We start from the raw sequence: 24364 nt of genomic DNA, 5'->3' as shown, positions 1-24364 counted from the left end.
GCCGCCGTTGCCGTGACCGCCACCGTCACCATGGCCGCCGCCGTTGCCGTGACCACCGCCGTCACCATCGCCACCACCACCGTGGCCACCGCCACCGGAAGTACCGCCACCCGAAGTACCGCCACCCGAAGTACCGCCACCCGAGGTGCCGCCACCGGAAGTGCCGCCGCCGGACGTGCCGCCGCCGGAAGTACCGCCACCCGAAGTACCGCCACCCGAAGTACCGCCACCCGAGGTGCCGCCACCGGAAGTGCCGCCACCCGAGGTACCGCCACCCGAGGTGCCGCCACCCGAGGTGCCTCCACCCGAAGTGCCTCCACCCGAAGTGCCGCCACCCGAAGTGCCGCCACCCGAAGTGCCTCCACCCGAAGTGCCTCCACCCGAAGTGCCGCCGCCCGAAGTCCCGCCACCTGAACCACCGTTCCCGGACGCATTGCCTCCGCGGCCCGTGCCGTTCGTACTGCCGGAGGTTCCGCCTGTCGTTCCGCCGACACCCGCAGGTCCGACGGCGCCGTTCCCGTTGTTGCCGCCGCTACCGTTCCCATTCCCGGTGCCGTCGCCGTTCCCGTTTCCGCTGCCGCCCGCACCGGCGCCGCCATTACCGACGCCCCGGCCGGCATACACGTGTACCGCGCACGCAGCCGGATTGGCGGCGCACGGCGATGCGTTCTCGACGAGCGTCATGATGGTGTCCGCGCTGGCGTTCGCGTCGGGCGCGGCGTCAGGCGTCGTGTTCTGTGCGACCGCATACGAGCAGCAGCACGCGAACGCGGCCACGGCCAGCAAGGTTGCACGAGGGCGCCGTCCCGCCGCGCGGAACGGTTGTTTCGTTTTATGCATCATGGCCTCCCCATGCGCGCGATGCCTCGTAGCCGCGCGACGATTTACGTGTGGTGCAGGGGGGCGTAAAAGATTCGTAGTCCTATCGTCGGCCGATCGCCTTCGGGCCGACGCTGAACGTCAGCCGCGAACGCGGATCGGCACGCGGGCCCGCCGTGCGAATCTCACTCTGCGAGATTCGTGCCATCGGCCGCTCGGGCCCGTCGCGAAAGGCGGGCGCAGTCGCGTGACCGCGCGTGCAACGTCGTAGGGGAGCGTTTTGTTTCCGGAATGAAACGTCGGAGGAGTCGTTCAGCGCGCCGGCGCATCGGCCGCGCGTTGCCAGCGATGGAACAGGATCGACGCGATCCAGCAGACGAGGAACAGCGCGACGATGCCGTAGCCGATCGAGCCGAAGCGGTCGCCGAGCGCATCGAGCGTGTCACGCACGGGGCCCGTCAGCGACAGCTTGTCGGCCAGCAGGCCGGCCGCCTCGATCCCGCCGATCGCCAGCGCGACGGCCGCCGACACGAACGTGATGCTCGCGTTGTAGAGCAGCTTGCGCTGCGGATCGTCCATCGCCCAGCCGTATGCCTGAATCATCAGCACGTTGTCGGTGGAGTCGATCAGCGTCATGCCGGCGGTGAAAAGCGCGGGAAACAGCATGACCGTATAGACCGGCAGCCCCTGGCTCGCCTGCGCGGCGGCAATCGCGAGCAGGCCGATTTCGGTTGCAGTATCGAAACCGAGCCCGAACAGCACGCCGACCGGATACATGTGCCAGCTCTTCGACACGAACCGGAACAGCGGGCGCAGCAACCGCGAGACGAGCCCGGCGGGACGATGGTCGTGCGTGCCGTCGTGCGTGTGCCCGGACGCGCCGCGATAGCGTCGCCACACGTCGCGCAGGATCATCAGGTTCACGCACGCGAGCACCAGCAGGAAGGTGGCCGATACCGCCGTGCCGATCGTGCCGCCGATCTCGCGGAATGCATCGAACCGGTCGCGCAGCGCGAACGCGGTCAGCGCGATGCCGAGCGTCGCCGCGATCACGATCGTCGAATGACCGAGCGAAAAGAACAGGCCGACGCTCACCGGACGCTGGCCGTCCTGCATCAGCTTGCGCGTCGCGACGTCGATCGCCGCGATGTGATCCGCGTCGACCGCATGCCGCAGCCCGAGCCCGTATGCGATCGCCGCGGTGCCGAGCAGCAGCGGATGGTCGCGCAGCACCGCGAGCGCCCACAGCCAGACGGCGACGTTCGCGGCGATCAGGCCGGCATAGAGGGTCAGCAGGCGGCGCAGGGCAGGGGTGGGCGGCATCGGGCGGGTTCCATCTGACGAATCGCCATCCATTGTGGCACGCGAAAAAAAGCGCGGCGCGCCGATCGACCAGACGCGCACGCGACGCGCGCCGGACGAAAAAAAGCCCGTCCGGAACGAACCGGACGGGCGTTGCGCGCATGCGCCGAAGCGCGAGCGAGCGGCGCTTACTTCACTTTCGCATTGATCACGGCTTCCGACACGTTCGCCGGCGTTTCCGCGTAATGCTTGAACTCCATCGTGTACGTCGCGCGGCCCTGCGTGGCCGAACGCAGCGACGTCGAATAGCCGAACATTTCCGCGAGCGGCACCTCGGCGCGCACCAGCTTGCCGCCGCCGCCCGCGATGTCCTCCATTCCCTGCACGATGCCGCGCCGGCTCGACAGGTCGCCCATCACGTTGCCCATGAAGTCCTCGGGCGTCTCCACCTCGACGGCCATCATCGGCTCGAGCAGCACCGGCTTCGCCTTGCGCATCGCTTCCTTGAACGCCATCGAGCCGGCCATCCGGAACGCGTTTTCGTTCGAGTCGACGTCGTGGTACGAACCGAACGTCAGATGCACCTTCACGTCGACGACCGGGTAGCCCGCGAGCACGCCGCTCTTCAGCGTCTCGGTGATGCCCTTGTCGACGGCCGGGATGAACTCGCGCGGAATCACGCCGCCCTTGATCTCGTCGAGGAACTCATAGCCCTTGCCGGGGTTCGGCTCCAGCGTGATCACCGCATGGCCGTACTGGCCGCGACCGCCCGACTGCTTGACGAACTTGCCTTCGACGTCGGCCGCCGTCGTGCGCACCGTTTCGCGATACGCGACCTGCGGCTTGCCGACCGTCGCCTCGACGCCGAACTCGCGCTTCATCCGGTCGACCAGGATTTCGAGGTGGAGCTCGCCCATTCCAGAAATGATGGTCTGGCCGGACTCTTCGTCGGTCTGCACGCGGAACGACGGATCCTCCTGCGCGAGACGGTTCAGCGCGAGGCCCATCTTTTCCTGGTCGGCCTTCGTTTTCGGCTCGACGGCCTGCGAGATCACCGGCTCCGGGAATTCCATCTTCTCGAGGATGATGGGCTTGGCCGGATCGCACAGCGTGTCGCCGGTGGTCGCTTCCTTCAGGCCGACCGCCGCCGCGATGTCGCCCGCGCGCACTTCCTTGATTTCCTTGCGCTCGTTCGCGTGCATCTGCAGGATCCGGCCGAGCCGCTCCTTCTTGTCCTTCGTCGCGTTGAGCACCGTGTCGCCCGACTCGACGACGCCCGAATACACGCGGAAGAAGATCAGCTGGCCGACGAACGGGTCGGTCATGATCTTGAACGCGAGCGACGAGAACGGCTCGTCGTCGCTCGGATGACGTTCCGCCGGCTTTTCCGGATCGGCGAAGTCGTGGCCGAGGATCGCGGGCACGTCGACCGGCGACGGCAGGTAGTCGATCACCGCGTCGAGCATCGCCTGCACGCCCTTGTTCTTGAACGCGCTGCCGCACAGCATCGGCACGATCTCGTTCGCGATCGTGCGCTGGCGCAGCGCGGCCTTGATCTCGTCCTCGGTCAGCGATTCATGGTCGTGCAGATACTTCTCGAGCAGTTCCTCGCTCGCTTCGGCCGCGGCCTCGACCATCTTCTCGCGCCATTCGTGCGCGAGCTCGACGAGGTTCGCGGGGATGTCCTCGTACGTGAACTTCACGCCCTGGCTTTCGTCGTCCCACACGATCGCCTTCATCTTCACGAGATCGACGACGCCCTGGAAATGGTCTTCCGCGCCGATCGGAATCTGGATCGGCACGGCGACGCCTTTCAGGCGCTCGCCGATCTGCTTCTGCACGCGGAAGAAGTCGGCGCCGATCCGGTCCATCTTGTTGACGAACGCGATGCGCGGCACCTTGTACTTGTTCGCCTGGCGCCACACGGTCTCGGATTGCGGCTGCACGCCGCCGACCGAGTCGTAGACCATGCACGCGCCGTCGAGCACGCGCATCGAGCGCTCGACTTCGATCGTGAAGTCGACGTGCCCGGGCGTGTCGATGATGTTGATCCGGTGTTCCGGATAGTTGCCGGCCATGCCCTTCCAGAAGGCCGTGGTCGCCGCCGACGTGATCGTGATGCCGCGTTCCTGCTCCTGCTCCATCCAGTCCATCGTGGCCGCGCCGTCGTGCACTTCACCGATCTTGTGGCTCACGCCGGTGTAAAACAGGATGCGCTCGGTCGTCGTGGTCTTGCCGGCATCGATGTGAGCGCTGATCCCGATATTTCTATAGCGCTCGATGGGGGTTTTGCGGGGCACGTGAACCTCCTGGTGGTTCGGATCGTAAGCGGGCCGGCTAATGGGTGCCGGCCCGGGCTGGAACTAACGAGATTTAAAGGATAGCGCTTGTCCGTGGCTTTTGCAGATGCGGGCAGCGCGTGCCGAATCAAGGTGGATACCGCCGGCGGGCGAAAAAAAAGCCGGCGCCCGATAACGAACAAGGGGCGGCCGGCTTTTCGGTCGGTGCGCGGTGCGCGATGCAAGGCCGCCGCGCGGGCCGCTGCGGTTACTGGGCCCGCGGCAGGCCGTCGAGCTTCATGCCGGGCTTGATGCCTTTCGCGGCGAACCAGCCCTTGCTCATTTCGAGCGCATAGACGCCGTTGTTGCGCGGGCAGTGGTTGTCGGTCGTCTCCGCGCGCATCTCGTCGATGTCGGTGATCGTGCCGTCCGCGCGGATGAATGCGATCGACAGCGGGATCAGCGTGTTCTTCATCCAGAAGCAGTGCACGGCGTTCTCGTTGAAGACGAACAGCATGCCTTCGTTCGGCGCGAGTTGCGAACGGTACATCAGCCCCTGTTCGCGGTCGGCGTCGTTCGCGGCGACGGCCGCGTCGATCACGTACATGCCGGCGCGCAGCTTCACGCGCGGGAACTCGCTCGGCTGCTTGGCGCCGGGCGGCACTTGCGCGCCGGCGGCCTGCATGCCGAGCGCGAGGACGGCGAGGGCGGCGGGAAACACGGCGGCGCGCGCAAGGCGGCCGAGCGACGAGCGCAGGGAGAATGACACAGCATGGCTCCTGTCTGGAAAACGAGACCCGCATGGTACGCGATGCGCGCCGGCGGGCACAAAAAAGAAAAAGGCAGATCGCCTTGCGGTGATCTGCCTTTCAACGCCGTAAGAACGGCAGGACTGCGTGTTCTTGACTGCGTTATTACAGCTTGCTTACTTAGTTCGAAGCAGCTGCCGGTGCTGCTGCGTCGCTTGCTGCAGCCTTCTTCGATGCCTTGTGGTGCTTCTTGGCAGCGTGGTGCTTCTTGGCAGCGTGCTTAGCCGGTGCCGAAGCAGCTTCTGCTGCTGCCGGAGCAGCTTCCGGAGCCGAAGCTTGTGCGAAAGCAGCCGTTGCGAAGAGGCCAGCGACCAGAGCGGCGATCAGTTTGTTCATGTTGTGTTCCTCAGCTTTAGTTAATTAACCAAATGACCCGGCAATAGGAGTCATGTCGTCTAACGGTGCCATCCACCTTTCGGTTGACAGACGCTTCGAGAAATTTCTCTTTGCGCTGCGGGCGCCGAATCGTATTCGAATAAAACGTCGCTTTCGTGACGCAAACACGGGTTCGGCTGCCAATGCCGGATAGCTAAGGTTGGCATCTGCGTGATTTAACGCGCGATCTGCGCGGGTGGTTGACGAAAAAGATGACGAAAAATTCGCGCGTCCCGGATTCGTCATCCGGCCGGCGCGAAACCGTCCCACGGCGCGCGCGGCGGCAGCGCGATTGTTTCGCCCGGTGCAATGCCGAGCGCGAATATATCGAGTGCGCCAATGCCGACGCGCACCAGACGCAACGTCGGGAAGCCGACGGCCGCCGTCATCCGGCGTACCTGCCGGTTCTTGCCCTCGGTGATCGCCAGCTCGATCCACGTGGTCGGGATCGCGGCGCGGTAGCGGATCGGCGGATTGCGCGGCCACAGCGTGTCGGGCGGCTCGATGAATTCGGCGCGGCACGGGCGCGTCACGTAGTCGCCGAGGTCGACGCCGCGTGCGAGCGCCTTTAGGTCGGCCGGCCCCGGCGCGCCGTCGACCTGCGCCCAGTAGCGCTTCACCAGCTTGTGGCGCGGCTCCGCGATGCGGGCCTGCAGCGCGCCGTCGTCGGTGAGCAGCAGCAGCCCCTCGCTGTCCGCGTCGAGCCGGCCGGCCGCATACACGCCGGGCGTTTTTACCCAGTCGCCGAGCGACGGTCGCGTCTCGTGCGCGGAAAACTGGCAAATCGTGCCGAACGGCTTGTTGAGGGCGATCAGGTTCATGGCGGGGCGCCCGCCCGGCGCCCCGCGGGGAGCGGGGGCGGGCGGTCTATGGCAAATGGCGGAATCTTAATGCATAATACGGAACGGCAAGTCCTCTGTCTTATATAAGACATAAGTGAGGTCTTGATACGCAGTGCCGCGGTTCACGCCGAAGTGCCCGGTTGGGGCGCTAGAATAGCGGCTCGCTGTTGTCGTCACGGGGTGGCCATGCCGCGCCCCGCCGCGCGCGCAGCTTCGACCAGCATCACCTGCTCAGCCACGTCACTGGAGTCGATCATGCCGTATCAGCACATCAAGGTTCCGGAGGGCGGTGACAAGATCACCGTCAACAAGGACTTCTCGCTCAACGTTTCCGATCAGCCGATCATTCCCTATATCGAAGGCGACGGTACGGGCTTCGATATCACGCCGGTCATGATCAAGGTCGTCGACGCGGCGGTCGCGCATGCGTACAAGGGCCAGCGCAAGATCCACTGGATGGAGATCTTCGCGGGCGAGAAGGCGACCAAGGTGTACGGTCCGGACGTGTGGCTGCCGGACGAAACGCTGCAGGTGCTGAAGGAATACGTGGTGTCGATCAAGGGGCCGCTCACGACCCCGGTCGGCGGCGGCATCCGTTCGCTGAACGTCGCGCTGCGCCAGGAGCTCGACCTGTACGTGTGCCTGCGCCCGGTCCAGTACTTCAAGGGCGTGCCGTCGCCGGTGCGCGAACCGCAGAAGATCGACATGGTGATCTTCCGCGAGAATTCGGAAGACATCTACGCGGGCATCGAATGGGCCGCGGGCTCCGAGCAGGCGAAGAAGGTGATCAAGTTCCTGCAGGACGAGATGGGCGTGAAGAAGATCCGCTTCCCGGAAACGTCCGGGATCGGCGTCAAGCCCGTGTCGACCGAAGGCACCGAGCGCCTCGTGCGCAAGGCGATCCAGTATGCGATCGACAACGATCGCAAGTCGGTCACGCTGGTGCACAAGGGCAACATCATGAAGTTCACGGAAGGCCTGTTCCGTGACGCCGGCTACGCGCTCGCGCAGAAGGAATTCGGCGGCGAGCTGATCGACGGCGGCCCGTGGATGCGCGTGAAGAACCCGAAGACGGGCAACGAGATCGTGATCAAGGATTCGATCGCCGACGCGTTCCTGCAGCAGATCCTGCTGCGCCCGGCCGAATACGACGTGATCGCGACGCTGAACCTGAACGGCGACTACATCTCCGACGCGCTGGCCGCGCAGGTCGGCGGCATCGGGATCGCGCCGGGCGCGAACCTGTCGGATTCGGTCGCGATGTTCGAGGCGACGCACGGCACGGCGCCGAAGTACGCAGGCAAGGATTACGTGAACCCGGGTTCCGAGATCCTGTCGGCGGAAATGATGCTGCGCCACCTCGGCTGGACGGAAGCAGCCGACACGATCATCGCCGCGATGGAGAAGTCGATCCTGCAGAAGCGCGTCACGTACGACTTCGCGCGCCTGATGGAAGGCGCGACGCAGGTGTCGTGCTCCGGCTTCGGCGAAGTGCTGATCGAGAACATGTAAGACCCCTTCCGGGGTGGGCCGGCAGGTTGCCGGCCGCCCCGGCGCTGACTGCCGGCGCCGGAGCGTTTCGTGGATGGCAGGTTTGTTGGCAGGGTGGCCCGGCATGCGGGCCGCGGCGCCGCGAAGCGGCCCGCAAGCCCTGCAAGGTAGAACATGACGGCCCTCGCAACACCACCGCCCGGCTGAGCCGGCGCGCCCCTTTCGCGATCGACCCGGTCGCTTCCCGCCGGTTACCGCCGGCGCTCCTCAGTCCCATCATCACGTAGCAATGCTTTGACCACCATGTCCACTTCGCCCAAGATCATCTACACCCTCACCGACGAAGCGCCGGCGCTCGCGACCTATTCGCTGCTGCCGATCGTCAAGGCCTTCACGCGTTCGTCCGGCGTCGCCGTCGAAACGCGCGACATCTCGCTCGCCGGCCGCATCATCGCGGCATTCGCAGACGTCCTGCCGTCGGAGCAGAAGGGTTCCGACGATCTGGCCGAGCTGGGTCAGCTCACGCTGAAGCCGGAAGCGAACATCATCAAGCTGCCGAACATCAGCGCATCGGTGCCGCAGCTGAAGGCCGCGATCGCCGAACTGCAGGCGCAGGGCTACGCGCTGCCGGCCTATCCGGAAGATCCGTCGACGGACGAAGAGAAGGCCGTCAAGGCGCGCTACGACAAGATCAAGGGCAGCGCGGTGAACCCGGTGCTGCGCGAAGGCAACTCCGACCGCCGCGCGCCGCTGTCGGTCAAGAACTACGCACGCAAGCATCCGCACAAGATGGGCGCGTGGAAGGCCACGTCGAAGGCCCACGTCGCGCACATGACCGAAGGCGACTTCTACGGCAGCGAGAAGTCGGCGCTGATCGCCGATGCCGGCAGCGTGAAGATCGAACTGACGACGACCGACGGCGCGAAGAAGGTGCTGAAGGAAAAGACGGCCGTGAAGGGCGGTGAAGTGATCGACGCGTCGGTGATGAGCCGCAACGCGCTGCGCCGCTTCATCGAAGCGCAGATCGCCGACGCGAAGGCGCAGGACGTGCTGTTCTCGGTGCACCTGAAGGCGACCATGATGAAGGTCTCGGACCCGATCCTGTTCGGTCACTTCGTGTCGGTGTTCTACCGCGACGCGCTCGCGAAGCACGCGGACGTGCTGGCGAAGGTCGGCTTCAACCCGAACAACGGGATCGGCGACCTGTACGCGCGCCTGAAGGATCTGCCGGCCGACACGCGCGAAGCGATCGAAGCCGACGTCAAGGCCGAGTACGCGGTGCGCCCGCGTCTCGCGATGGTCAACTCGGACAAGGGCATCACGAACCTGCACGTGCCGAGCGACGTGATCGTCGACGCATCGATGCCGGCGATGATCCGCGACTCGGGCGGCATGTGGGGCCCGGACGGCCAGCTGTACGACGCGAAGGCCGTGATTCCGGACCGCTGCTACGCGGGCGTGTACCAGGCCGTGATCGAGGACTGCAAGCAGCACGGCGCGTTCGATCCGGTCACGATGGGCAGCGTGCCGAACGTCGGCCTGATGGCGCAGGCGGCCGAGGAATACGGTTCGCACGACAAGACGTTCCAGATCCCGGCGGACGGCGTCGTGCGCGTCACCGACGAAGCCGGCAACGTGCTGCTCGAGCACGCGGTCGAGGCGGGCGACATCTGGCGCATGTGCCAGACGAAGGACGCACCGGTGCAGGACTGGGTCAAGCTCGCGGTCAACCGCGCCCGCGCGACCGGCGCGCCGGCCGTGTTCTGGCTCGATCCGGCGCGTGCGCACGACGCGCAGATCATCGCGAAGGTCGAACGCTACCTGAAGGATCACGACACGAACGGTCTCGACATCCGCATCATGACGCCGGAAGACGCGACCCGCTTCTCGCTCGAGCGCATCCGCGCGGGCAAGGACACGATCTCGGTCACCGGCAACGTGCTGCGCGACTACCTGACCGACCTGTTCCCGATCATGGAGCTCGGCACCAGCGCGAAGATGCTGTCGATCGTGCCGCTGATGGCCGGCGGCGGGATGTTCGAAACGGGTGCGGGCGGCTCCGCGCCGAAGCACGTGCAGCAGTTCGTCGAGGAAGGCTTCCTGCGCTGGGACTCGCTCGGCGAATTCCTCGCACTGGCGGCGTCGCTCGAACATCTCGGCAACGCGTACCAGAACCCGAAGGCGCTCGTGCTCGCGAAGACGCTCGACCAGGCGACCGGCAAGTTCCTGGACGAGAACAAGTCGCCGGCGCGCAAGGTCGGCGGCCTCGACAACCGCGGCAGCCACTTCTACCTGTGCCTGTACTGGGCGCAGGCGCTGGCCGAACAGGGCGACGACGCCGCGCTGAAGGCGCAGTTCGAAGGCGTCGCGAAGGCGTTGTCCGACAACGAAGCGCGCATCCTGGAAGAACTGGCGGCCGCGCAAGGCAAGCCGCAGGCGATCGGCGGCTACTACCGTCCGAACGTCGACCTGACGAGCCAGGCCATGCGCCCGAGCGCGACACTGAACGGCATCGTCGACGCGGTCGCCTGACGCCGGCCGCGCGATCGCGCGAGCCCGTGCACGTGCCGGCGCGGCGGAATCAACCGTTCGCCGCCCGGCACACAAGAAAAACGCCCCGGTCGCCCGGGGCGTTTGTCGTTGCAGGCGTGCCATTCAGACGTGAACGATTTCCCATTCGGCGATTTCGTCCGGCACTTCGAGCGTGGCCGTGTCCAGTTCGGAAAGCTGCGCGCAGTCGCCGCGGGAGATGCGGTCGGCCGCGACTTCCGGGCACGAGAACGCGCCGAGCGAGGCATTGCCGAACGTCGCTTCCCAGCCGCCGTTTGCCGGCAGGATGTAGAACGACCCGAGCGCTGAACCAAAGCGAAATCCCTTCATTTCCGTTCTCCCTTTCTGATCACGAGCGATTCTGTTGTGCCGCCTGCCGGCTCGGCCGGCTGTGGCCCGACTGGCTGCTTGCGCCGAGGTCCGTGTCGAACGTCGTGGCGAAGCGTCAGTGCATGGAACCAAGTCTACGTCCGCGACCCGCTCGGATGGTGCATGTAGAACGGCTTCTCAAAACAAAAATTCCCGTTTAAAAACAATTCGTTACTTTGACCGTTTTGTATTGCGGAACGATTTTCGGCATCGCGAAACGGGAAATTTGTGCCCTGCACCACGAATTTTTATAACGCAGTGACTTGTTCCGCATCGTGAAAAATTGACGGGTTTGCGGAGCGTCGATGCATCGAGCGGAATCGCGGCGGGCGGGCACGAAAGCGCTAAGGGACGGCAGATGCGCAGCGATGATTGCCGAAGCGCCGCTCGGCGATGCCATGCGTGGCGCCGCGGCCGGTGCGATCGCGATGCTCGCTGCGGCGTATCGCCGCCCGCCAAGTGACGGCGTTTTTCGATCCGGCCCTGCGGTTATGATGACGCGACCGCCGCGTCTGTCGCGCGCGCTGCATGAATAACGAGGATCGATTGATGAGACGGAGAACCTTCCTGTCGCGCGCCATCGGTGTCGCGACCGCGTCGCTGTTCGCGCGCGCTGCGTGGGCGCAGCATGCCGGCCATGCGGGCATGGCCGGCATGGATTCGATGGACGACATGCCGGGCATGTCGGGTATGTCAGGGATGTCGGCGCACGCGCAGCACGGCAAGTCCGCGCCGGCCGCGCTCGCCGCCGCCGACGGGCTGCCGGCCGGCGCGCCGCTCGCGACGTTGCGCACGCTGGTCAACGACAGTCGCGAGCCCGGCACGTTCCGGGCGACGCTGGTCGCTCAACCGGTGGCGCGACCGCTGCTGCACGGCGCGCGGCCGACGACGTTCTGGCAGTTCGGCGCGGGCACGCAAGGCCCCGTCGTCGGCCCGCTGATCGACGTGCGCGAGGGCGATACGGTCGAGATCCGGTTCGTGAACAAGCTGCCGCAGCCGTCGACGATCCACTGGCACGGCCTGCCCGTGCCGCCCGACCAGGACGGCAACCCGTCCGATCCGGTCGCGCCCGGCGCGTCGCGCGTGTATCGCTTCACGCTGCCGAAGGGCAGCGCCGGCACTTACTGGTACCACCCGCATCCGCACATGATGACGGCCGAGCAGGTATTCCGCGGGCTGGCCGGCCCGTTCGTCGTGCGCGCCGCGGACGATCCGCTGGCCGGCTGGCCCGAGCGCCATCTGTTCGTGTCGGACCTGAAGCTTGCACGCGACGGCACGATTGCGCCGAACGACCTGATGGACTGGATGAACGGCCGCGAAGGCCAATTCGTGCTGGTCAACGGCGCGCGCCGGCCGCGCATCGACGTCGCGGGCGACGAACGCTGGCGTGTCTGGAACGCGTGCAGCGCACGCTACCTGCGCATCGCGTTCGACGACGGCCGCGCGTTCGAGCACGCGGGCACCGACGGCGGCTTGTTCGACGCGCCGCGGCGCGTGACGTCGCTGCTGATTGCGCCGGGCGAGCGCGCGGAGCTGCTGGTCCGCGCCGGCGACCGTGCGTCGCGCGCGGTGCTGCAGGCGGCCGAGTACGACCGCCGCAAGATGGCGATGTCGCACGACGACGGTCACGGCAGCCTGCCGCCCGACCCGGCGCTGGCGCTGGCCGACGTCGCGTTCGCGCCCGCCGCGGCCCGCGCGCTGCCCGCCACGCTGCGCGCGGTGCGGCCGCTGGGCGAACCGGTCGCGCACAAGACGGTTGCGTTCGGCGAGGAAATGGACATGGACGCGATGATGAAGGGCGGCGCGCACGGCCGCCCGGCGGGCATGCGCTTCACGATCAACGGCGACACCTACGCGCCGCACCGCGCGACGCTGACGAGCCGCCGCGGCGACGTCGAGCGCTGGGAGATCCGCAATACGACGGACATGGATCACCCGTTCCATTTGCACGGCACGCAGTTCCAGGTGATCGAGCGGGCGTCGGGTGGTTCACGCACGAGCGAGCCGTTCCGCGCATGGCGCGATACGGTGAACGTGCGCAGCGGCGAAACCGTGTCGATTCTCGTCACGCAAGACATGCCGGGCGAGCGCATGTTTCACTGCCATATTCTCGAACACGAGGATCTCGGCATGATGGGCACGCTGAAGGTCGTGTAACTAAGCCGCGAATGTGTTTCACGCGCGGATTCGTTATCCGATCTGCATGCGCGACGAGACAATATGCGTTCAACGGTCGGGATTGAACGAAAAGGCCGGCCAATCGATTATCGACGGGCCGGCCTCAAAAAAAGAAACCCGGCGCAATGCGCCGGGTTTCTTCGTCAGATATCCGATGCCTTATACGGCCTGGATGTTCGACGCTTGCTTGCCCTTCGGCCCTTGGACGACGTCAAAGCTCACCTTCTGGCCTTCCTTCAGCGTCTTGAAGCCATTCATGGTGATAGCCGAGAAGTGCGCAAACAGATCCTCACCGCCCTCGTCGGGAGTGATGAAACCGAAGCCCTTCGCGTCGTTGAACCATTTAACGATACCAGTTGCCATTTCCTACTTCCCCTGTCACACAGTCGCTGCTACTTACCACGAGCACGCTCGAAAAGCTAAACGACCGGAAAATGCAGCCGTTCCCCCCTCACAAGCTCACCTCGGCCCCTTTCGTTTCGCCAACCGGCGAATTGAAAAAAGTGCCAGCTTGATTGTTGGCGCTCTTTATTGGAGTGTCAAGTGGAATTTTTAGACGTTTAGAGGGTCGTTGTAAAGAACCCATTTTCAGGGTTTTTCCGGCTTTGCTTGGTTGCATGCGGCCAAGCGCGAGGGCTTGAAAAGCCGCATAATCGGCTCATATACCAGGCTCGAGTGACACGCGTTCGAGTCGTCCCGGCTTGTGGGATACTGGATGCGGACACGACGTTCCGGTGCGATTCCCCCTGACGGTTCGTGTTCCGCGCCACGCGTGAAAGCCGGCACCGCAGCCGGCTTTCGTATGGCGCGAAGGCGATCGCGTGTTCCGGGATACCGGGGAGGGCGCCGGCCGGTCGGTCGGGTAATGGCAGGATTGCGGGCCTGTCCGAGTTGTTTAGAATGGGTGTATGGCGATTATCCCGGACAAGCAGGACAGTACCGTCCTGGAACGCAAGCAGCAGAAGCTGAAGCCGCCTTCGATGTACAAGGTGGTGCTGCTGAACGACGACTTCACCCCGATGGAGTTCGTCGTGATGGTGGTCCAGGAGTATTTCAAGAAGGATCGCGAGACGGCCACGCAGATCATGCTGAAGGTCCATCGCGAAGGACGAGGGGTATGTGGGGTCTATACGCGGGACATCGCGTCGACCAAGGTTGAGCAAGTCGTTACCCATGCGCGGCAGGCAGGGCATCCGCTGCAGTGCGTGATGGAGGAAGCATGATTGCCCAGGAATTGGAAGTCAGCCTGCACATGGCGTTCATGGAAGCACGCCAGGCGCGCCATGAGTTCATTACGGTCGAGCATCTGCTGCTGGCCCTGCTGGATAATCCGACGGCGGCCGAGGTGTTGCGCGCGTGCGCGGCAAACATCGAGGACCTGCGTCAGAACCTGCGCAATTTCATCCACGACAACACACCTACCGTCCCGGGTACCGACGATGTCGATACCCAGCCGACGCTCGGTTTCCAGCGCGTGATCCAGCGCGCGATCATGCACGTCCAGTCGACGTCGAACGGCAAGAAGGAAGTGACGGGCGCGAACGTGCTGGTCGCGATCTTCGGCGAGAAGGATTCGCACGCCGTGTACTACCTGCAGCAGCAGGGCGTCACGCGCCTCGACGTGGTGAACTTCATTTCGCACGGCATTGCGAAGACGAACAGCGGCGAAGCCGCGAAGTCGACCGACGCGAACGCGGAAAGCGAAGACGCGAACGCGCAGAAGGAAACGCCGCTCGCGCAGTTCACGCAGAACCTGAACCAGATGGCGAAGGACGGCCGCATCGATCCGCTGATCGGCCGCGAGCCCGAGGTCGAGCGCGTCGTGCAGGTGCTGTGCCGCCGCCGCAAGAACAATCCGCTGCTCGTCGGCGAAGCCGGCGTCGGCAAGACCGCGATCGCCGAAGGGCTCGCGTATCGGATCACGCGCGGCGAAGTGCCGGACATCCTCGCGAACGCCCAGGTGTACTCGCTCGACATGGGCGCGCTGCTGGCGGGCACCAAGTACCGCGGCGATTTCGAGCAGCGTCTGAAGACGGTGCTGAAGGAGCTCAAGGAGCGTCCGCACGCGATCCTGTTCATCGACGAAATCCATACGCTGATCGGCGCGGGCGCCGCGTCGGGCGGCACGCTCGATGCGTCGAACCTGCTGAAGCCGGCGTTGTCGTCGGGCACGCTCAAGTGCATCGGCGCAACCACGTTCACCGAGTATCGCGGCATCTTCGAGAAGGATGCGGCGCTGTCGCGGCGCTTCCAGAAGGTCGACGTGACGGAGCCGAGCGTCGAGCAGACGGTCGCGATCCTGCGCGGGCTGAAGTCGCGCTTCGAGGAGCACCACGGCGTCAAGTATTCGTCGGGCGCGCTGTCGGCCGCGGCCGAACTGTCGGCGCGCTTCATCACCGACCGTCATCTGCCGGACAAGGCGATCGACGTGATCGACGAGGCGGGCGCCGCGCAGCGCATCCTGCCGAAGTCGAAGCAGAAGAAGACGATCGGCAAGGGCGAGATCGAGGAAATCATCTCGAAGATCGCGCGCGTGCCGGCGCAAAGCGTGTCGCAGGACGATCGCAGCAAGCTGCAGACGCTCGACCGCGACCTGAAGAGCGTCGTGTTCGGCCAGGATCCGGCGATCGACGCACTCGCGGCGTCGATCAAGATGGCGCGCGCGGGCCTCGGCAAGATGGACAAGCCGATCGGCGCGTTCCTGTTTTCCGGCCCGACGGGTGTCGGCAAGACCGAAGTGGCGCGTCAGCTCGCGTTCACGCTCGGCATCGAGCTGATCCGCTTCGACATGTCGGAATACATGGAACGTCACGCGGTGAGCCGGCTGATCGGCGCACCGCCGGGCTACGTCGGGTTCGACCAGGGTGGCCTGCTGACCGAAGCCGTCACGAAGAAGCCGCATTGCGTGCTGCTGCTCGACGAAATCGAGAAGGCGCATCCGGACATCTTCAACGTGCTGCTGCAGGTGATGGACCACGGCACGCTGACGGACAACAACGGCCGCAAGGCGGATTTCCGCAACGTCATCATCATCATGACGACGAACGCGGGCGCCGAGTCGATGCAGAAGGCGACGATCGGCTTCACGACGCGCCGCGAAACCGGCGACGAGATGACCGACATCAAGCGCCTGTTCACGCCGGAGTTCCGCAACCGGCTGGATGCGATCATCAGCTTCCGCTCGCTCGATGAGGAAATCATCATGCGCGTGGTCGACAAGTTCCTGATCCAGCTCGAGGAACAGCTGCACGAGAAGAAGGTCGACGCGCTCTTCACCGACGCGTTGCGCAAGCATCTCGCGAAGCACGGCTTCGACCCGCTGATGGGCGCGCGGCCGATGCAGCGGCTGATCCAGGACACGATCCGGCGTGCGCTGGCCGACGAGCTGCTGTTCGGCAAGCTGCTCAACGGCGGTCATGTGACGGTCGACGTCGACGAAAACGACAAGGTGCAGTTGTCGTTCGACAAGCTGGCGAATCCGCCGCACAAGCCGAACGAAGAGACGGTCGAAGTCGAGTAAGCGATAATTCGTTGTTCATGCGAACGGCGCGGGAAGTTCTCCGCGCCGTTTCGTTTTATCCGGCGCCGGCGGCGCGATGGTGGGGCAGGGGAGTGGTAACGCAGTGACACGACAACAACGGTCGTTCGACGCTATCGTCGCGCGCGAACAAGGGTTGCGCCACGCGCTGACGTCCGGGCAGATGGCGATGATCGCGATCGGCGGCGCAATCGGCACGGGGCTGTTCCTCGGCAGCGGATTCGCGATCGGGCTCGCGGGCCCGAGCGTGCTGGTTTCGTATGCGATCGGTGCGCTGATTGCGCTGCTGCTGATGGGCGCGCTCGCGGAAATGACTGTCGCGCATCCGACGGCCGGCTCGTTCGGCGCCTATGCCGAGCATTACGTCGGCCCGCTCGCGGGTTTTCTCGTGCGCTATGCGTACTGGTTCGCGGTCGTGTTCGCGATCGGTACCGAGATCAGCGCGATCGCCGTGTTCATGAAGTACTGGTTCCCGGCCGTGCCCGGCTGGTATTGGGTGATCGGTTTCTCCGCGCTGCTGATCGCGGTGAACCTCGCGAGCGTCACGCTGTACGGGACCGTCGAATACGCGTTCTCGCTGCTGAAGATCGCGGCGATCGTCGTGTTCATCGTGCTCGGCGCGTTTCTCGTGTGGTCGGCGCCGGCCGCGTCAAGCATCGGTTTCGCGAACTACACCGCGCACGGCGGCTTCATGCCGAAGGGGCCGTGGGGCACCTGGATCGCGGTGATCGTCGCGATCTTCAGCTACATGAGCATCGAGGCCGTCGCGATCGCGGCCGGCGAGGCGCGCGATCCGCAGCACGCGGTCACGCGCGCGTTCCGCTCGACGGTGTTCCGGCTCGTGCTGTTCTACCTGCTGACGCTCGCGCTGATGCTCGCGATCGTGCCGTGGACGCAGGCCGGCACCGACGAAAGCCCGTTCGTGAAGGTGATGGCCGCGACGCACGTGCCGTATGCGGCGGGCGTGATCAACTTCGTGCTGTTGATCGCGGCGCTGTCGGCGATGAACAGCCAGCTCTACGTGACGACGCGGATGATGTTCAGCCTGTCGCGCGCGCAACTCGCGCCTGCGGTGTTCGGCCGGCTCGGCGCGAACGGCGTGCCGCGCGCCGCGCTGTGGATCTCGACGAGCGGCGTCGCGGTGGCGGCCGTGCTGGTCGCGCTCGCGCCCGATACCGCGTTCACGGTGATGATGGCGATCGCGATGTTCGGCGCGCTGTTCACGTGGCTGATGATCTTCGTCACGCATCTGCGGTTCCGTGCTCAGTATCGCGGCCCTGCGCTCGCGTTCCGGATGTGGGGGCATCCATTCGGCAGCCTGCTCGGCGCGGGGCTCGTCGCGGCGATCCTGCTGACGACCGCTTTCACGCGCGAATTCCGGATGACGATGGTGGTCGGCGTCGTGTTCGCCGTGCTGCTGACGCTTGCCTACGCGCTGCATTACCGGCACCAGCACGCGCGCTGACCGCGGCGTCGCGAACCCACGCCTGCGCGAATCACGCAACCGGGCTGCACGTGACGGCGCGCAAAAAGAAAAAGGGGCCGCGGCCCCTTTTTTTGTGCTGTGTGGCTCAGTGCCGGCCGGTGCTGCCGAACCCGCCTTGGCCGCGATCGCTCTCGGTGAACTCGTCGACGATGTTGAATTGCGCCTGCACGACCGGCACGATCACGAGCTGTGCGAGACGTTCGAACGGGTTCAGCACGAATTCGGTCTGGCCGCGGTTCCACGTCGACACCATCAACTGGCCCTGGTAGTCGGAGTCGATCAGGCCGACGAGGTTGCCGAGCACGATCCCGTGCTTGTGGCCGAGGCCCGAGCGCGGCAGGATCAGCGCCGCATAGCCGGGATCGGCGAGGTGGATCGCGAGGCCGGTCGGCACCAGCGTGGTTTCGCCCGGCTGCAGCGTGACCGGCGCGTCGAGGCATGCGCGCAGGTCGAGGCCGGCGCTGCCGGTGGTTGCGTAGGCGGGCAGGTAATCGCGCATGCGCGCGTCGAGAATCTTCAGGTCGAGTTTCATGCGGTCGTCGAATCGGTCGGGAAGGGCGCGGCGGCGTCTGCCGCCACGCAAGGGATCAGATCAGGCGGTTGTCCGGCAGGCGCTTCGCGATTTCCGCGACGAGCACATGCGCGAGTTCGTCTTTGGGCGCGCGCGGCAGGCGCGTGAGGCCGGCCGCTTCGAACAACACGACTTCGTTGTCGTCGCGCCCGAACGTCAGCGGGCCGAGGTTGCCGACGAGCAGCGGCACGTTCTTGCGCTTGCGCTTCTCGTCGCCATGCACGTCGAGGTCGCCGCTTTCGGCCGCGAAGCCGACGCAGAACGGCGCATCGGGCAGCGCCGCGACCGATGCGAGGATGTCGGGGTTCTCGACGAACGCGAGCGCCGGCATCTTGCGGTCGGCCGTCTTCTTCATCTTGTGCTCGGCCGGCTGGTCGACGCGCCAGTCGGCGACTGCGGCCACCGCGATGAAGATGTCGGCATCGTTCACGGCATGCATCACCGCGTCATACATCTGCTGCGCGGTCTGCACGTCCTGGCGGTACACGCCCCACGGCGTGTCGAGCGCGACCGGCCCGGCGACGAGATGCACGTCGGCGCCGGCCTGTTGCGCGGCGCGCGCGAGCGCGAAACCCATCTTGCCGCTGGAGCGGTTCGTCAGGCCGCGCACCGGGTCGAGCGGTTCGAACGTCGGCCCGGCCGTGATCAGCACGCGGCGGTGCGCGAGCACCTTCGGCGCGAAGTGCGCGACGATCGCTTCATAGATCGCCTCGGGCTCGAGCATGCGGCCGTCGCCGACTTCGCCGCAGGCCTGCGCGCCCGAATCCGGTCCGAGTACCGACACGCCGTCCGCGCGCAATTGCGCGGCGTTGCGTTGCGTGGCCGGGTTCTGCCACATCTGGCGGTTCATTGCGGGCACGACGAGCAGCGGACAGTCGCGCGCGACGCACAGCGTCGACAACAGATCGTCGGCGAACCCGTGCGCGAGCTTCGCGAGGAAATCCGTCGACGCGGGCGCGATCACGATCGCGTCGGCTTCGCGCGACAGGTCGATGTGCGCCATGTTGTTGTCGATGCGCGCGTCCCACTGGCTCGTATAGACGGGCCGGCCCGACAGCGCCTGCATCGTGACGGGCGTGATGAACTGGGTGGCCGCGTCGGTCATCGCGACCTGCACGGTCGCGCCGGCCTTCACGAGCAGCCGCGTGAGTTCGGCGATCTTGTAGCAGGCGATGCCGCCCGTCAGGCCGAGAACGAGGTGTTTTCCTGCGAGTTCTGCGTGTGCCAACTCAGGCCTCCTGGGGTCAAACGGAACGGCCGGCGCGAAGCCGGCCGTCGACACGGAGTATGCGCGCTCAGCGCGCGCCGCGCACGCGCCGCAGCTCGTCGTAGATCAGCAGCACCGCGCCGACCGTGATCGCGGAATCGGCGAGGTTGAACGCCGGGAAGTGCCACGCGCCGACGTGGAAATCGAGGAAGTCGATCACGTGGCCGTAGACGAGCCGGTCGATCACGTTGCCGAGCGCGCCGCCGAGGATCAGCGCGAGCGACACGCTGAACAGCCGCTGGTGGCCGTGGCGCTTCAGCAGGAAGCAGATCACGAGCGTCGCGCCGACGCCGAGCGCGGTGAACGCCCAGCGCTGCCAGCCGCTCGCGGTCGACAGGAAGCCGAACGCGGCGCCGCGGTTGTACACCAGCACGAGGTTGAAGAACGACGTCAGCGCATGCTGCGCGCCGTACGCGAACGTCTTGAGGATCGCGATCTTCGACAACTGGTCGAACAGGATCACGATCAGCGAAATGCCGAGCCAGGGCGCGAGCGCGCCGCTGGCCGGTTTCGACAGGGTCTTCGCCATAATTTAAGCAGCGCTCCGGATTTCGCCGTTTTCAAACAGGTTCGAGAAGCAGCGGCCGCACAGCGTCGGATGATCGGCGTGTGCGCCGACATCTTCACGGTAGTGCCAGCAGCGCTCGCACTTCTGGTACTTCGACGCGGCCACGTCGACGCTTTCCTGCGCTTCGTCGTCGACCTTCACGACGGTCGCCGCCGACGTGATCAGCACGAACTTGAGATCCTCGCCGAGGCTCGTCAGCGCGTCGTAGCGCGCGCCGCTCGCATGCACGGCCACTTCGGCCTGCAGCGACGAACCGATGCGGTTCGCGGTGCGCGCTTCCTCGAGCGCCTTCGTCACGTTGCCGCGCACGTCGCGCAGCAGCGCCCACTTGTCGATCAGCGCGGCCGAGCCGGCGACTTCCGGATACGCATAGTAGGTTTCCGTGAAGATCGTGTCGCTCGCCGGCTGGAACACCTTCCATGCTTCTTCCGCCGTGAACGACAGGAACGGCGCGAGCACGCGCAGCAGGCCGTGCGTCAGGTGATACAGCGCGGTCTGCGCGGAGCGGCGCGCGCGCGAATCGGCGGCGCTCGTGTACAGGCGATCCTTCAGCACGTCGAGGTAGAAGCCGCCGAGGTCTTCCGAGCAGTACGTCTGCAGCTTCGCGACGACCGGGTGGAATTCGTACTTCTCGTAGTGGCCGAGCAGTTCGGTCTGCAGTTGCTGCGAGAACGCGACCGCATAGCGGTCGATCTCGAGCCATTCGTCGACCGGCACCGCGTGCTGCGCGAAATCGAAATCCGACAGGTTCGCGAGCAGGAAGCGCAGCGTGTTGCGGATGCGGCGATAGCCTTCCGTTACGCGCTTCAGGATTTCCTCGGAGATCGCGAGCTCGCCCGAGTAGTCGGTCGATGCGATCCACAGGCGGATGATTTCCGCGCCGAGACGGTTCGCGACGTCATGCGGGTCGATGCCGTTGCCGAGCGACTTGCTCATCTTGCGGCCTTCGCCATCGACCGTGAAGCCGTGCGTGAGCAGGCCCTTGTACGGCGCGCGGCCGTCGATCATCGATGCCGTCAGGAGCGACGAGTGGAACCAGCCGCGATGCTGGTCCGAGCCTTCGAGGTACAGGTCGGCCGGGAACTGCAGCTGATCCTTGTGCGAGCCGCGCAGCACGTGCCAGTGCGTCGTGCCCGAATCGAACCACACGTCGAGCGTGTCGCGGTTCTTTTCGTACAGGTTCGCGTCGTCGCCGATCAGCTCGCGCGGGTCGAGCGATTGCCACGCCTCGATGCCCGACTGCTCGACGCGCTTCGCGACTTCCTCGAGCAGCTCGAGCGTGCGCGGGTGCAGCTCGCCGGTTTCCTTGTGCACGAAGAACGCCATCGGCACGCCCCACTGGCGCTGGCGCGACAGCGTCCAGTCGGGACGGTTCGCGATCATGCTGAACAGGCGCTGCTTGCCCCACGACGGGTAGAACGCGGTCGCGTCGACGCCTTCGAGCGCCGTCTCGCGCAGCGTCTTGCCGCCGTCGCGCGGCGTCACGTCCATGCCGGCGAACCACTGCGACGTCGCGCGGTAGATGATCGGCGTCTTGTGGCGCCAGCAGTGCATGTAGCTGTGCGTGTACTTCTCGCTGCGCAGCAGCGAGCCGGCCGCGTTCAGCGCGTCGACGATCTTCGGGTTCGCGTCCCAGATCGACAGGCCGCCGAACAGCGGCAGCGATTCGATATAGCGGCCGTCGCCCATCACCGGGTTGATGAAGTCGGAATCGGTCATCCCGTGCGCCTTGCACGACTGGAAGTCCTCGATACCGTACGCGGGCGACGAGTGCACGACGCCGGTACCCGTGTCGGTCGTCACGTAGTCGCCGAGATAGACGGGCGCGGTGCGCTGGTAGCCGGGGTGGGCCGACGCGAGCGGGTGGTGGAAGCGCAGGTTCGCGAGCTTCACGCCGGGCGCGGTCGCGACGACGCGGCCGGTCAGCTTGAAGTCGGCCATGCACGCTTCGACGCGCTCTTGCGCGATGATCAGCAGCCCGCGCTCGGTGTCGACCAGCGCGTAGACGATTTCCGGATGGAGGTTCAGCGCCTGGTTGGCGGGAATCGTCCACGGCGTGGTGGTCCAGATCACGATGCCGCCCTCGGCGCGCGGCAGCGCCGGCAGGCCGAACGCGTGCGCGGTCTTTTCCGGTTCCGCGAACGCGAACATCACGTCGATCGTCGGATCGGTGCGGTCCTTGTACTCGACTTCCGCTTCCGCGAGCGCCGAGCCGCAGTCGAAGCACCAGTTGACCGGCTTCAGCCCGCGGTACACGTAGCCCTTCTCGATGATCTTGCCGAGCGCGCGGATTTCTTCCGCCTCGTTCACGAAGTTCATCGTCTTGTACGGATTCGCCCAGTCGCCGAGCACGCCCAAGCGCTTGAAGCCGACCTTCTGCTTCTCGATCTGCTCGGTCGCGTACGCGCGCGCCTTGCTCATCACTTCGGCCGCCGGCAGCGACTTGCCGAACTGCTTCTCGATCTGGATCTCGATCGGCATCCCGTGGCAATCCCAGCCGGGCACGTACGGCGCGTCGAAGCCGGCCATGTTGCGCGACTTGACGACGATGTCCTTCAGGATCTTGTTGACCGCGTGGCCGAGATGGATGTCGCCGTTCGCATACGGCGGGCCGTCGTGCAGGATGAACTTCGGCCGGCCCTGGCTGGCCGCGCGGATCTTCTCGTAGATGCCGCGCTCCTCCCACTCCTTGACCCACTGCGGCTCGCGCTTGGGCAGGTCGCCGCGCATCGGGAACGGCGTGTCGAGCAGGTTGACCGGATACTTGGCCTGCGGTTTCGAATCGGCTTTCTTGTTGCTCATGATGGGATCGCTATCTAAATCGGGGACGCTCGGGCGTCGTGAATCGGGTAGGCGCGCGACAGGGCGGCGCGAGGGTGCGGCGCGCGGCGCCGCCGTCCGGATCAGCTAATTCGGTCGGTGGCCGACGTCGCGAAGCCCGTCGCGCGGCTGCCCGGCGCACGGTCGCGTTCGACGAAATAAGCGCGTGCATTCGCGACGTCCAGCGCGATCGCGCGCGACAGCGCCTCGAGATCGTCGAACTTCGCCTCGTCGCGCAGCTTCTTCAGGAATTCGACACGGATCAGCTTGCCGTACGCATCGCCGTGCCAGTCGAGCAGGTGGACTTCGAGCAGCACGCGGCCCGAATCGTCGACGGTCGGGCGCAGCCCGAGGCTTGCGACGCCGGGCAGCGGCTCGGGGCCGAGGCCGTGCACCTGCACGACGAAGATGCCCGCGAGCGCCGGCCGCTTGTGCGCGATCGGCAGGTTCAGCGTCGGGAAGCCGAGGTCGCGGCCGAGCTTGAGCCCGTGCGCGACGTGGCCGCTGATCGCGTAGCCGTGGCCGAGCGCTTGCGCGGCCGCGTCGAGATCGCCCGCGGCGAGCGCCGCGCGCACGCCGGAGCTGGAAATGCGCGTGCCGTCGCTGCCGGACACCGTGCCCATCTGCTCGACCTCGAAGCCGTGCAGCTCGCCGGCCGCCTTCAGCGTGTCGAAGGTGCCCGCGCGCTTCGCGCCGTAGCAGAAATCGTCACCGACCATCATCCAGCGCGCGTGCAGCCCGTTCACCAGCGTGCGCTCGACGAACGCCTGCGGCGACTGGCTCGCGAAGGTGTGGTTGAAGTGCTCGACGACGACGCGGTCGACCCCGTGGTCGCGCAATGCTTCCAGCTTGTCGCGCAGCATCGCGATGCGCGGCGGCGCGCCGGCCGGATTGAAGAATTCGCGCGGGTGCGGCTCGAACGTCATCACGCACACGGGCAGGCCGCGTGCGTCCGCTGCCGCGCGCACGCGCGCGAGCAGGGCCTGGTGCCCGCGATGGACACCGTCGAAGTTGCCGATCGTCAGCGCGCACGGGGCGCGGCTCTCGGCGTTGGGCAGGCCGCGGAAGACTTTCACGATAGCGGATGCAGCGTCGGGGGA

General features: G+C 66.0%; 18 protein-coding genes and 1 pseudogene. 6 read left to right on the top strand and 13 right to left on the bottom strand.

What is annotated here, in order from left to right; genetic code table 11:
* The 6 genes and pseudogenes from HWX55_RS36120 to HWX55_RS16915 all read right to left on the bottom strand — a co-directional run.
* A pseudogene (locus tag HWX55_RS36120) lies at positions 1–840 on the bottom strand (hypothetical protein); the annotation flags it as partial.
* 291 nt (positions 841–1131) lie between these two features.
* Positions 1132–2142 carry a HoxN/HupN/NixA family nickel/cobalt transporter gene (locus HWX55_RS16935; RefSeq protein ID WP_175976548.1) on the bottom strand — a complete coding sequence of 337 codons (1011 nt, stop codon included), beginning with the start codon at positions 2140–2142 and terminating at the stop codon, positions 1132–1134.
* A gap of 167 nt (positions 2143–2309) precedes the next feature.
* On the bottom strand, positions 2310–4421 hold the full coding sequence (gene fusA / locus HWX55_RS16930; protein WP_023477042.1) for an elongation factor G: 2112 nt from the start codon (positions 4419–4421) through the stop codon (positions 2310–2312).
* Positions 4422–4668: 247 nt separating this feature from the next.
* Positions 4669–5169: a DUF192 domain-containing protein gene (locus tag HWX55_RS16925; protein WP_027785219.1), complete on the bottom strand. Its 501-nt coding sequence runs from the start codon at positions 5167–5169 to the stop codon at positions 4669–4671.
* Between the two features lie 160 nt (positions 5170–5329).
* Positions 5330–5545, bottom strand: coding sequence for a hypothetical protein (locus tag HWX55_RS16920; RefSeq protein WP_011352970.1), 216 nt, complete (start codon positions 5543–5545; stop codon positions 5330–5332).
* A gap of 281 nt (positions 5546–5826) precedes the next feature.
* Positions 5827–6405, bottom strand: coding sequence for a pseudouridine synthase (locus HWX55_RS16915; RefSeq protein ID WP_006490892.1), 579 nt, complete (start codon positions 6403–6405; stop codon positions 5827–5829).
* 276 nt (positions 6406–6681) lie between these two features.
* Between HWX55_RS16915 and icd the strand changes: the two genes are divergently transcribed.
* Positions 6682–7938 carry an NADP-dependent isocitrate dehydrogenase gene (gene icd, locus HWX55_RS16910; RefSeq protein ID WP_039368210.1) on the top strand — a complete coding sequence of 419 codons (1257 nt, stop codon included), beginning with the start codon at positions 6682–6684 and terminating at the stop codon, positions 7936–7938.
* 282 nt (positions 7939–8220) lie between these two features.
* Complete coding sequence (locus tag HWX55_RS16905; protein ID WP_175976547.1) at positions 8221–10449, top strand: NADP-dependent isocitrate dehydrogenase; 2229 nt, start codon at positions 8221–8223, stop codon at positions 10447–10449.
* Positions 10450–10572: 123 nt separating this feature from the next.
* Here HWX55_RS16905 and HWX55_RS16900 read toward each other — a convergent pair whose 3' ends face one another.
* Entirely contained in the window at positions 10573–10797 is a 225-nt protein-coding gene (locus tag HWX55_RS16900) for a hypothetical protein (RefSeq protein WP_126362980.1), read from the bottom strand.
* A 588-nt stretch (positions 10798–11385) separates the two neighbouring features.
* On the opposite strand from HWX55_RS16900, the gene HWX55_RS16895 reads away from it, so the two are divergent.
* Positions 11386–12993, top strand: a complete 1608-nt coding sequence (locus tag HWX55_RS16895; protein ID WP_175976546.1) for a multicopper oxidase family protein — start codon at positions 11386–11388, stop codon at positions 12991–12993.
* A gap of 180 nt (positions 12994–13173) precedes the next feature.
* Here the strand turns inward: HWX55_RS16895 and HWX55_RS16890 are convergent, their stop codons facing one another.
* On the bottom strand, positions 13174–13377 hold the full coding sequence (locus HWX55_RS16890) for a cold-shock protein (protein WP_006488945.1): 204 nt from the start codon (positions 13375–13377) through the stop codon (positions 13174–13176).
* A 545-nt stretch (positions 13378–13922) separates the two neighbouring features.
* Between HWX55_RS16890 and clpS the strand changes: the two genes are divergently transcribed.
* From clpS to HWX55_RS16875, 3 genes are all read left to right on the top strand, one after another.
* Positions 13923–14237 (top strand): ATP-dependent Clp protease adapter ClpS, encoded by a 315-nt coding sequence (gene clpS / locus HWX55_RS16885; RefSeq protein ID WP_006398529.1) that lies wholly within the window; start codon positions 13923–13925, stop codon positions 14235–14237.
* Entirely contained in the window at positions 14234–16534 is a 2301-nt protein-coding gene (clpA, locus tag HWX55_RS16880) for an ATP-dependent Clp protease ATP-binding subunit ClpA (protein ID WP_050017548.1), read from the top strand. The genes clpS and clpA overlap by 4 nt, the downstream gene beginning before the upstream one ends.
* A gap of 103 nt (positions 16535–16637) precedes the next feature.
* Complete coding sequence (locus HWX55_RS16875; RefSeq protein ID WP_175976545.1) at positions 16638–18017, top strand: amino acid permease; 1380 nt, start codon at positions 16638–16640, stop codon at positions 18015–18017.
* Between the two features lie 106 nt (positions 18018–18123).
* Here the strand turns inward: HWX55_RS16875 and dut are convergent, their stop codons facing one another.
* The 5 genes from dut to HWX55_RS16850 form a co-directional block, all read right to left on the bottom strand.
* Positions 18124–18570 (bottom strand): dUTP diphosphatase, encoded by a 447-nt coding sequence (gene dut / locus HWX55_RS16870; RefSeq protein WP_175976544.1) that lies wholly within the window; start codon positions 18568–18570, stop codon positions 18124–18126.
* Positions 18571–18625: 55 nt separating this feature from the next.
* On the bottom strand, positions 18626–19837 hold the full coding sequence (coaBC, locus tag HWX55_RS16865) for a bifunctional phosphopantothenoylcysteine decarboxylase/phosphopantothenate--cysteine ligase CoaBC (protein ID WP_175976543.1): 1212 nt from the start codon (positions 19835–19837) through the stop codon (positions 18626–18628).
* 67 nt (positions 19838–19904) lie between these two features.
* Positions 19905–20405, bottom strand: a complete 501-nt coding sequence (lspA, locus tag HWX55_RS16860; protein ID WP_050017544.1) for a signal peptidase II — start codon at positions 20403–20405, stop codon at positions 19905–19907.
* A gap of 3 nt (positions 20406–20408) precedes the next feature.
* Positions 20409–23246 carry an isoleucine--tRNA ligase gene (gene ileS, locus HWX55_RS16855; RefSeq protein WP_175976542.1) on the bottom strand — a complete coding sequence of 946 codons (2838 nt, stop codon included), beginning with the start codon at positions 23244–23246 and terminating at the stop codon, positions 20409–20411.
* 101 nt (positions 23247–23347) lie between these two features.
* On the bottom strand, positions 23348–24340 hold the full coding sequence (locus HWX55_RS16850) for a bifunctional riboflavin kinase/FAD synthetase (RefSeq protein WP_050017542.1): 993 nt from the start codon (positions 24338–24340) through the stop codon (positions 23348–23350).
* Positions 24341–24364 lie beyond the last annotated feature (24 nt).

Origin of the sequence: Burkholderia sp. BCC1047, assembly GCF_902833155.1 — a bacterium.
Taxonomy (GTDB): domain Bacteria; phylum Pseudomonadota; class Gammaproteobacteria; order Burkholderiales; family Burkholderiaceae; genus Burkholderia; species Burkholderia sola.
The sequence above is the reverse complement of the archived record's forward strand: the minus strand, read 5'-3'. Positions and strand labels throughout refer to the sequence as shown.

What these genes read in the sequence shown, in the direction of transcription:
- HWX55_RS16915 (WP_006490892.1), bottom strand. Translation starts at nt 6,405, where the DNA reads ATGAACCTGATCGCCCTCAACAAGCCGTTCGGCACGATTTGCCAGTTT.
- HWX55_RS16935 (WP_175976548.1), bottom strand. Translation starts at nt 2,142, where the DNA reads ATGCCGCCCACCCCTGCCCTGCGCCGCCTGCTGACCCTCTATGCCGGC.
- dut (WP_175976544.1), bottom strand. Translation starts at nt 18,570, where the DNA reads ATGAAACTCGACCTGAAGATTCTCGACGCGCGCATGCGCGATTACCTG.
- HWX55_RS16895 (WP_175976546.1), top strand. Translation starts at nt 11,386, where the DNA reads ATGAGACGGAGAACCTTCCTGTCGCGCGCCATCGGTGTCGCGACCGCG.
- clpA (WP_050017548.1), top strand. Translation starts at nt 14,234, where the DNA reads ATGATTGCCCAGGAATTGGAAGTCAGCCTGCACATGGCGTTCATGGAA.
- HWX55_RS16890 (WP_006488945.1), bottom strand. Translation starts at nt 13,377, where the DNA reads ATGGCAACTGGTATCGTTAAATGGTTCAACGACGCGAAGGGCTTCGGT.
- ileS (WP_175976542.1), bottom strand. Translation starts at nt 23,246, where the DNA reads ATGAGCAACAAGAAAGCCGATTCGAAACCGCAGGCCAAGTATCCGGTC.
- HWX55_RS16900 (WP_126362980.1), bottom strand. Translation starts at nt 10,797, where the DNA reads ATGAAGGGATTTCGCTTTGGTTCAGCGCTCGGGTCGTTCTACATCCTG.
- icd (WP_039368210.1), top strand. Translation starts at nt 6,682, where the DNA reads ATGCCGTATCAGCACATCAAGGTTCCGGAGGGCGGTGACAAGATCACC.
- HWX55_RS16920 (WP_011352970.1), bottom strand. Translation starts at nt 5,545, where the DNA reads ATGAACAAACTGATCGCCGCTCTGGTCGCTGGCCTCTTCGCAACGGCT.
- clpS (WP_006398529.1), top strand. Translation starts at nt 13,923, where the DNA reads ATGGCGATTATCCCGGACAAGCAGGACAGTACCGTCCTGGAACGCAAG.
- lspA (WP_050017544.1), bottom strand. Translation starts at nt 20,405, where the DNA reads ATGGCGAAGACCCTGTCGAAACCGGCCAGCGGCGCGCTCGCGCCCTGG.
- HWX55_RS16905 (WP_175976547.1), top strand. Translation starts at nt 8,221, where the DNA reads ATGTCCACTTCGCCCAAGATCATCTACACCCTCACCGACGAAGCGCCG.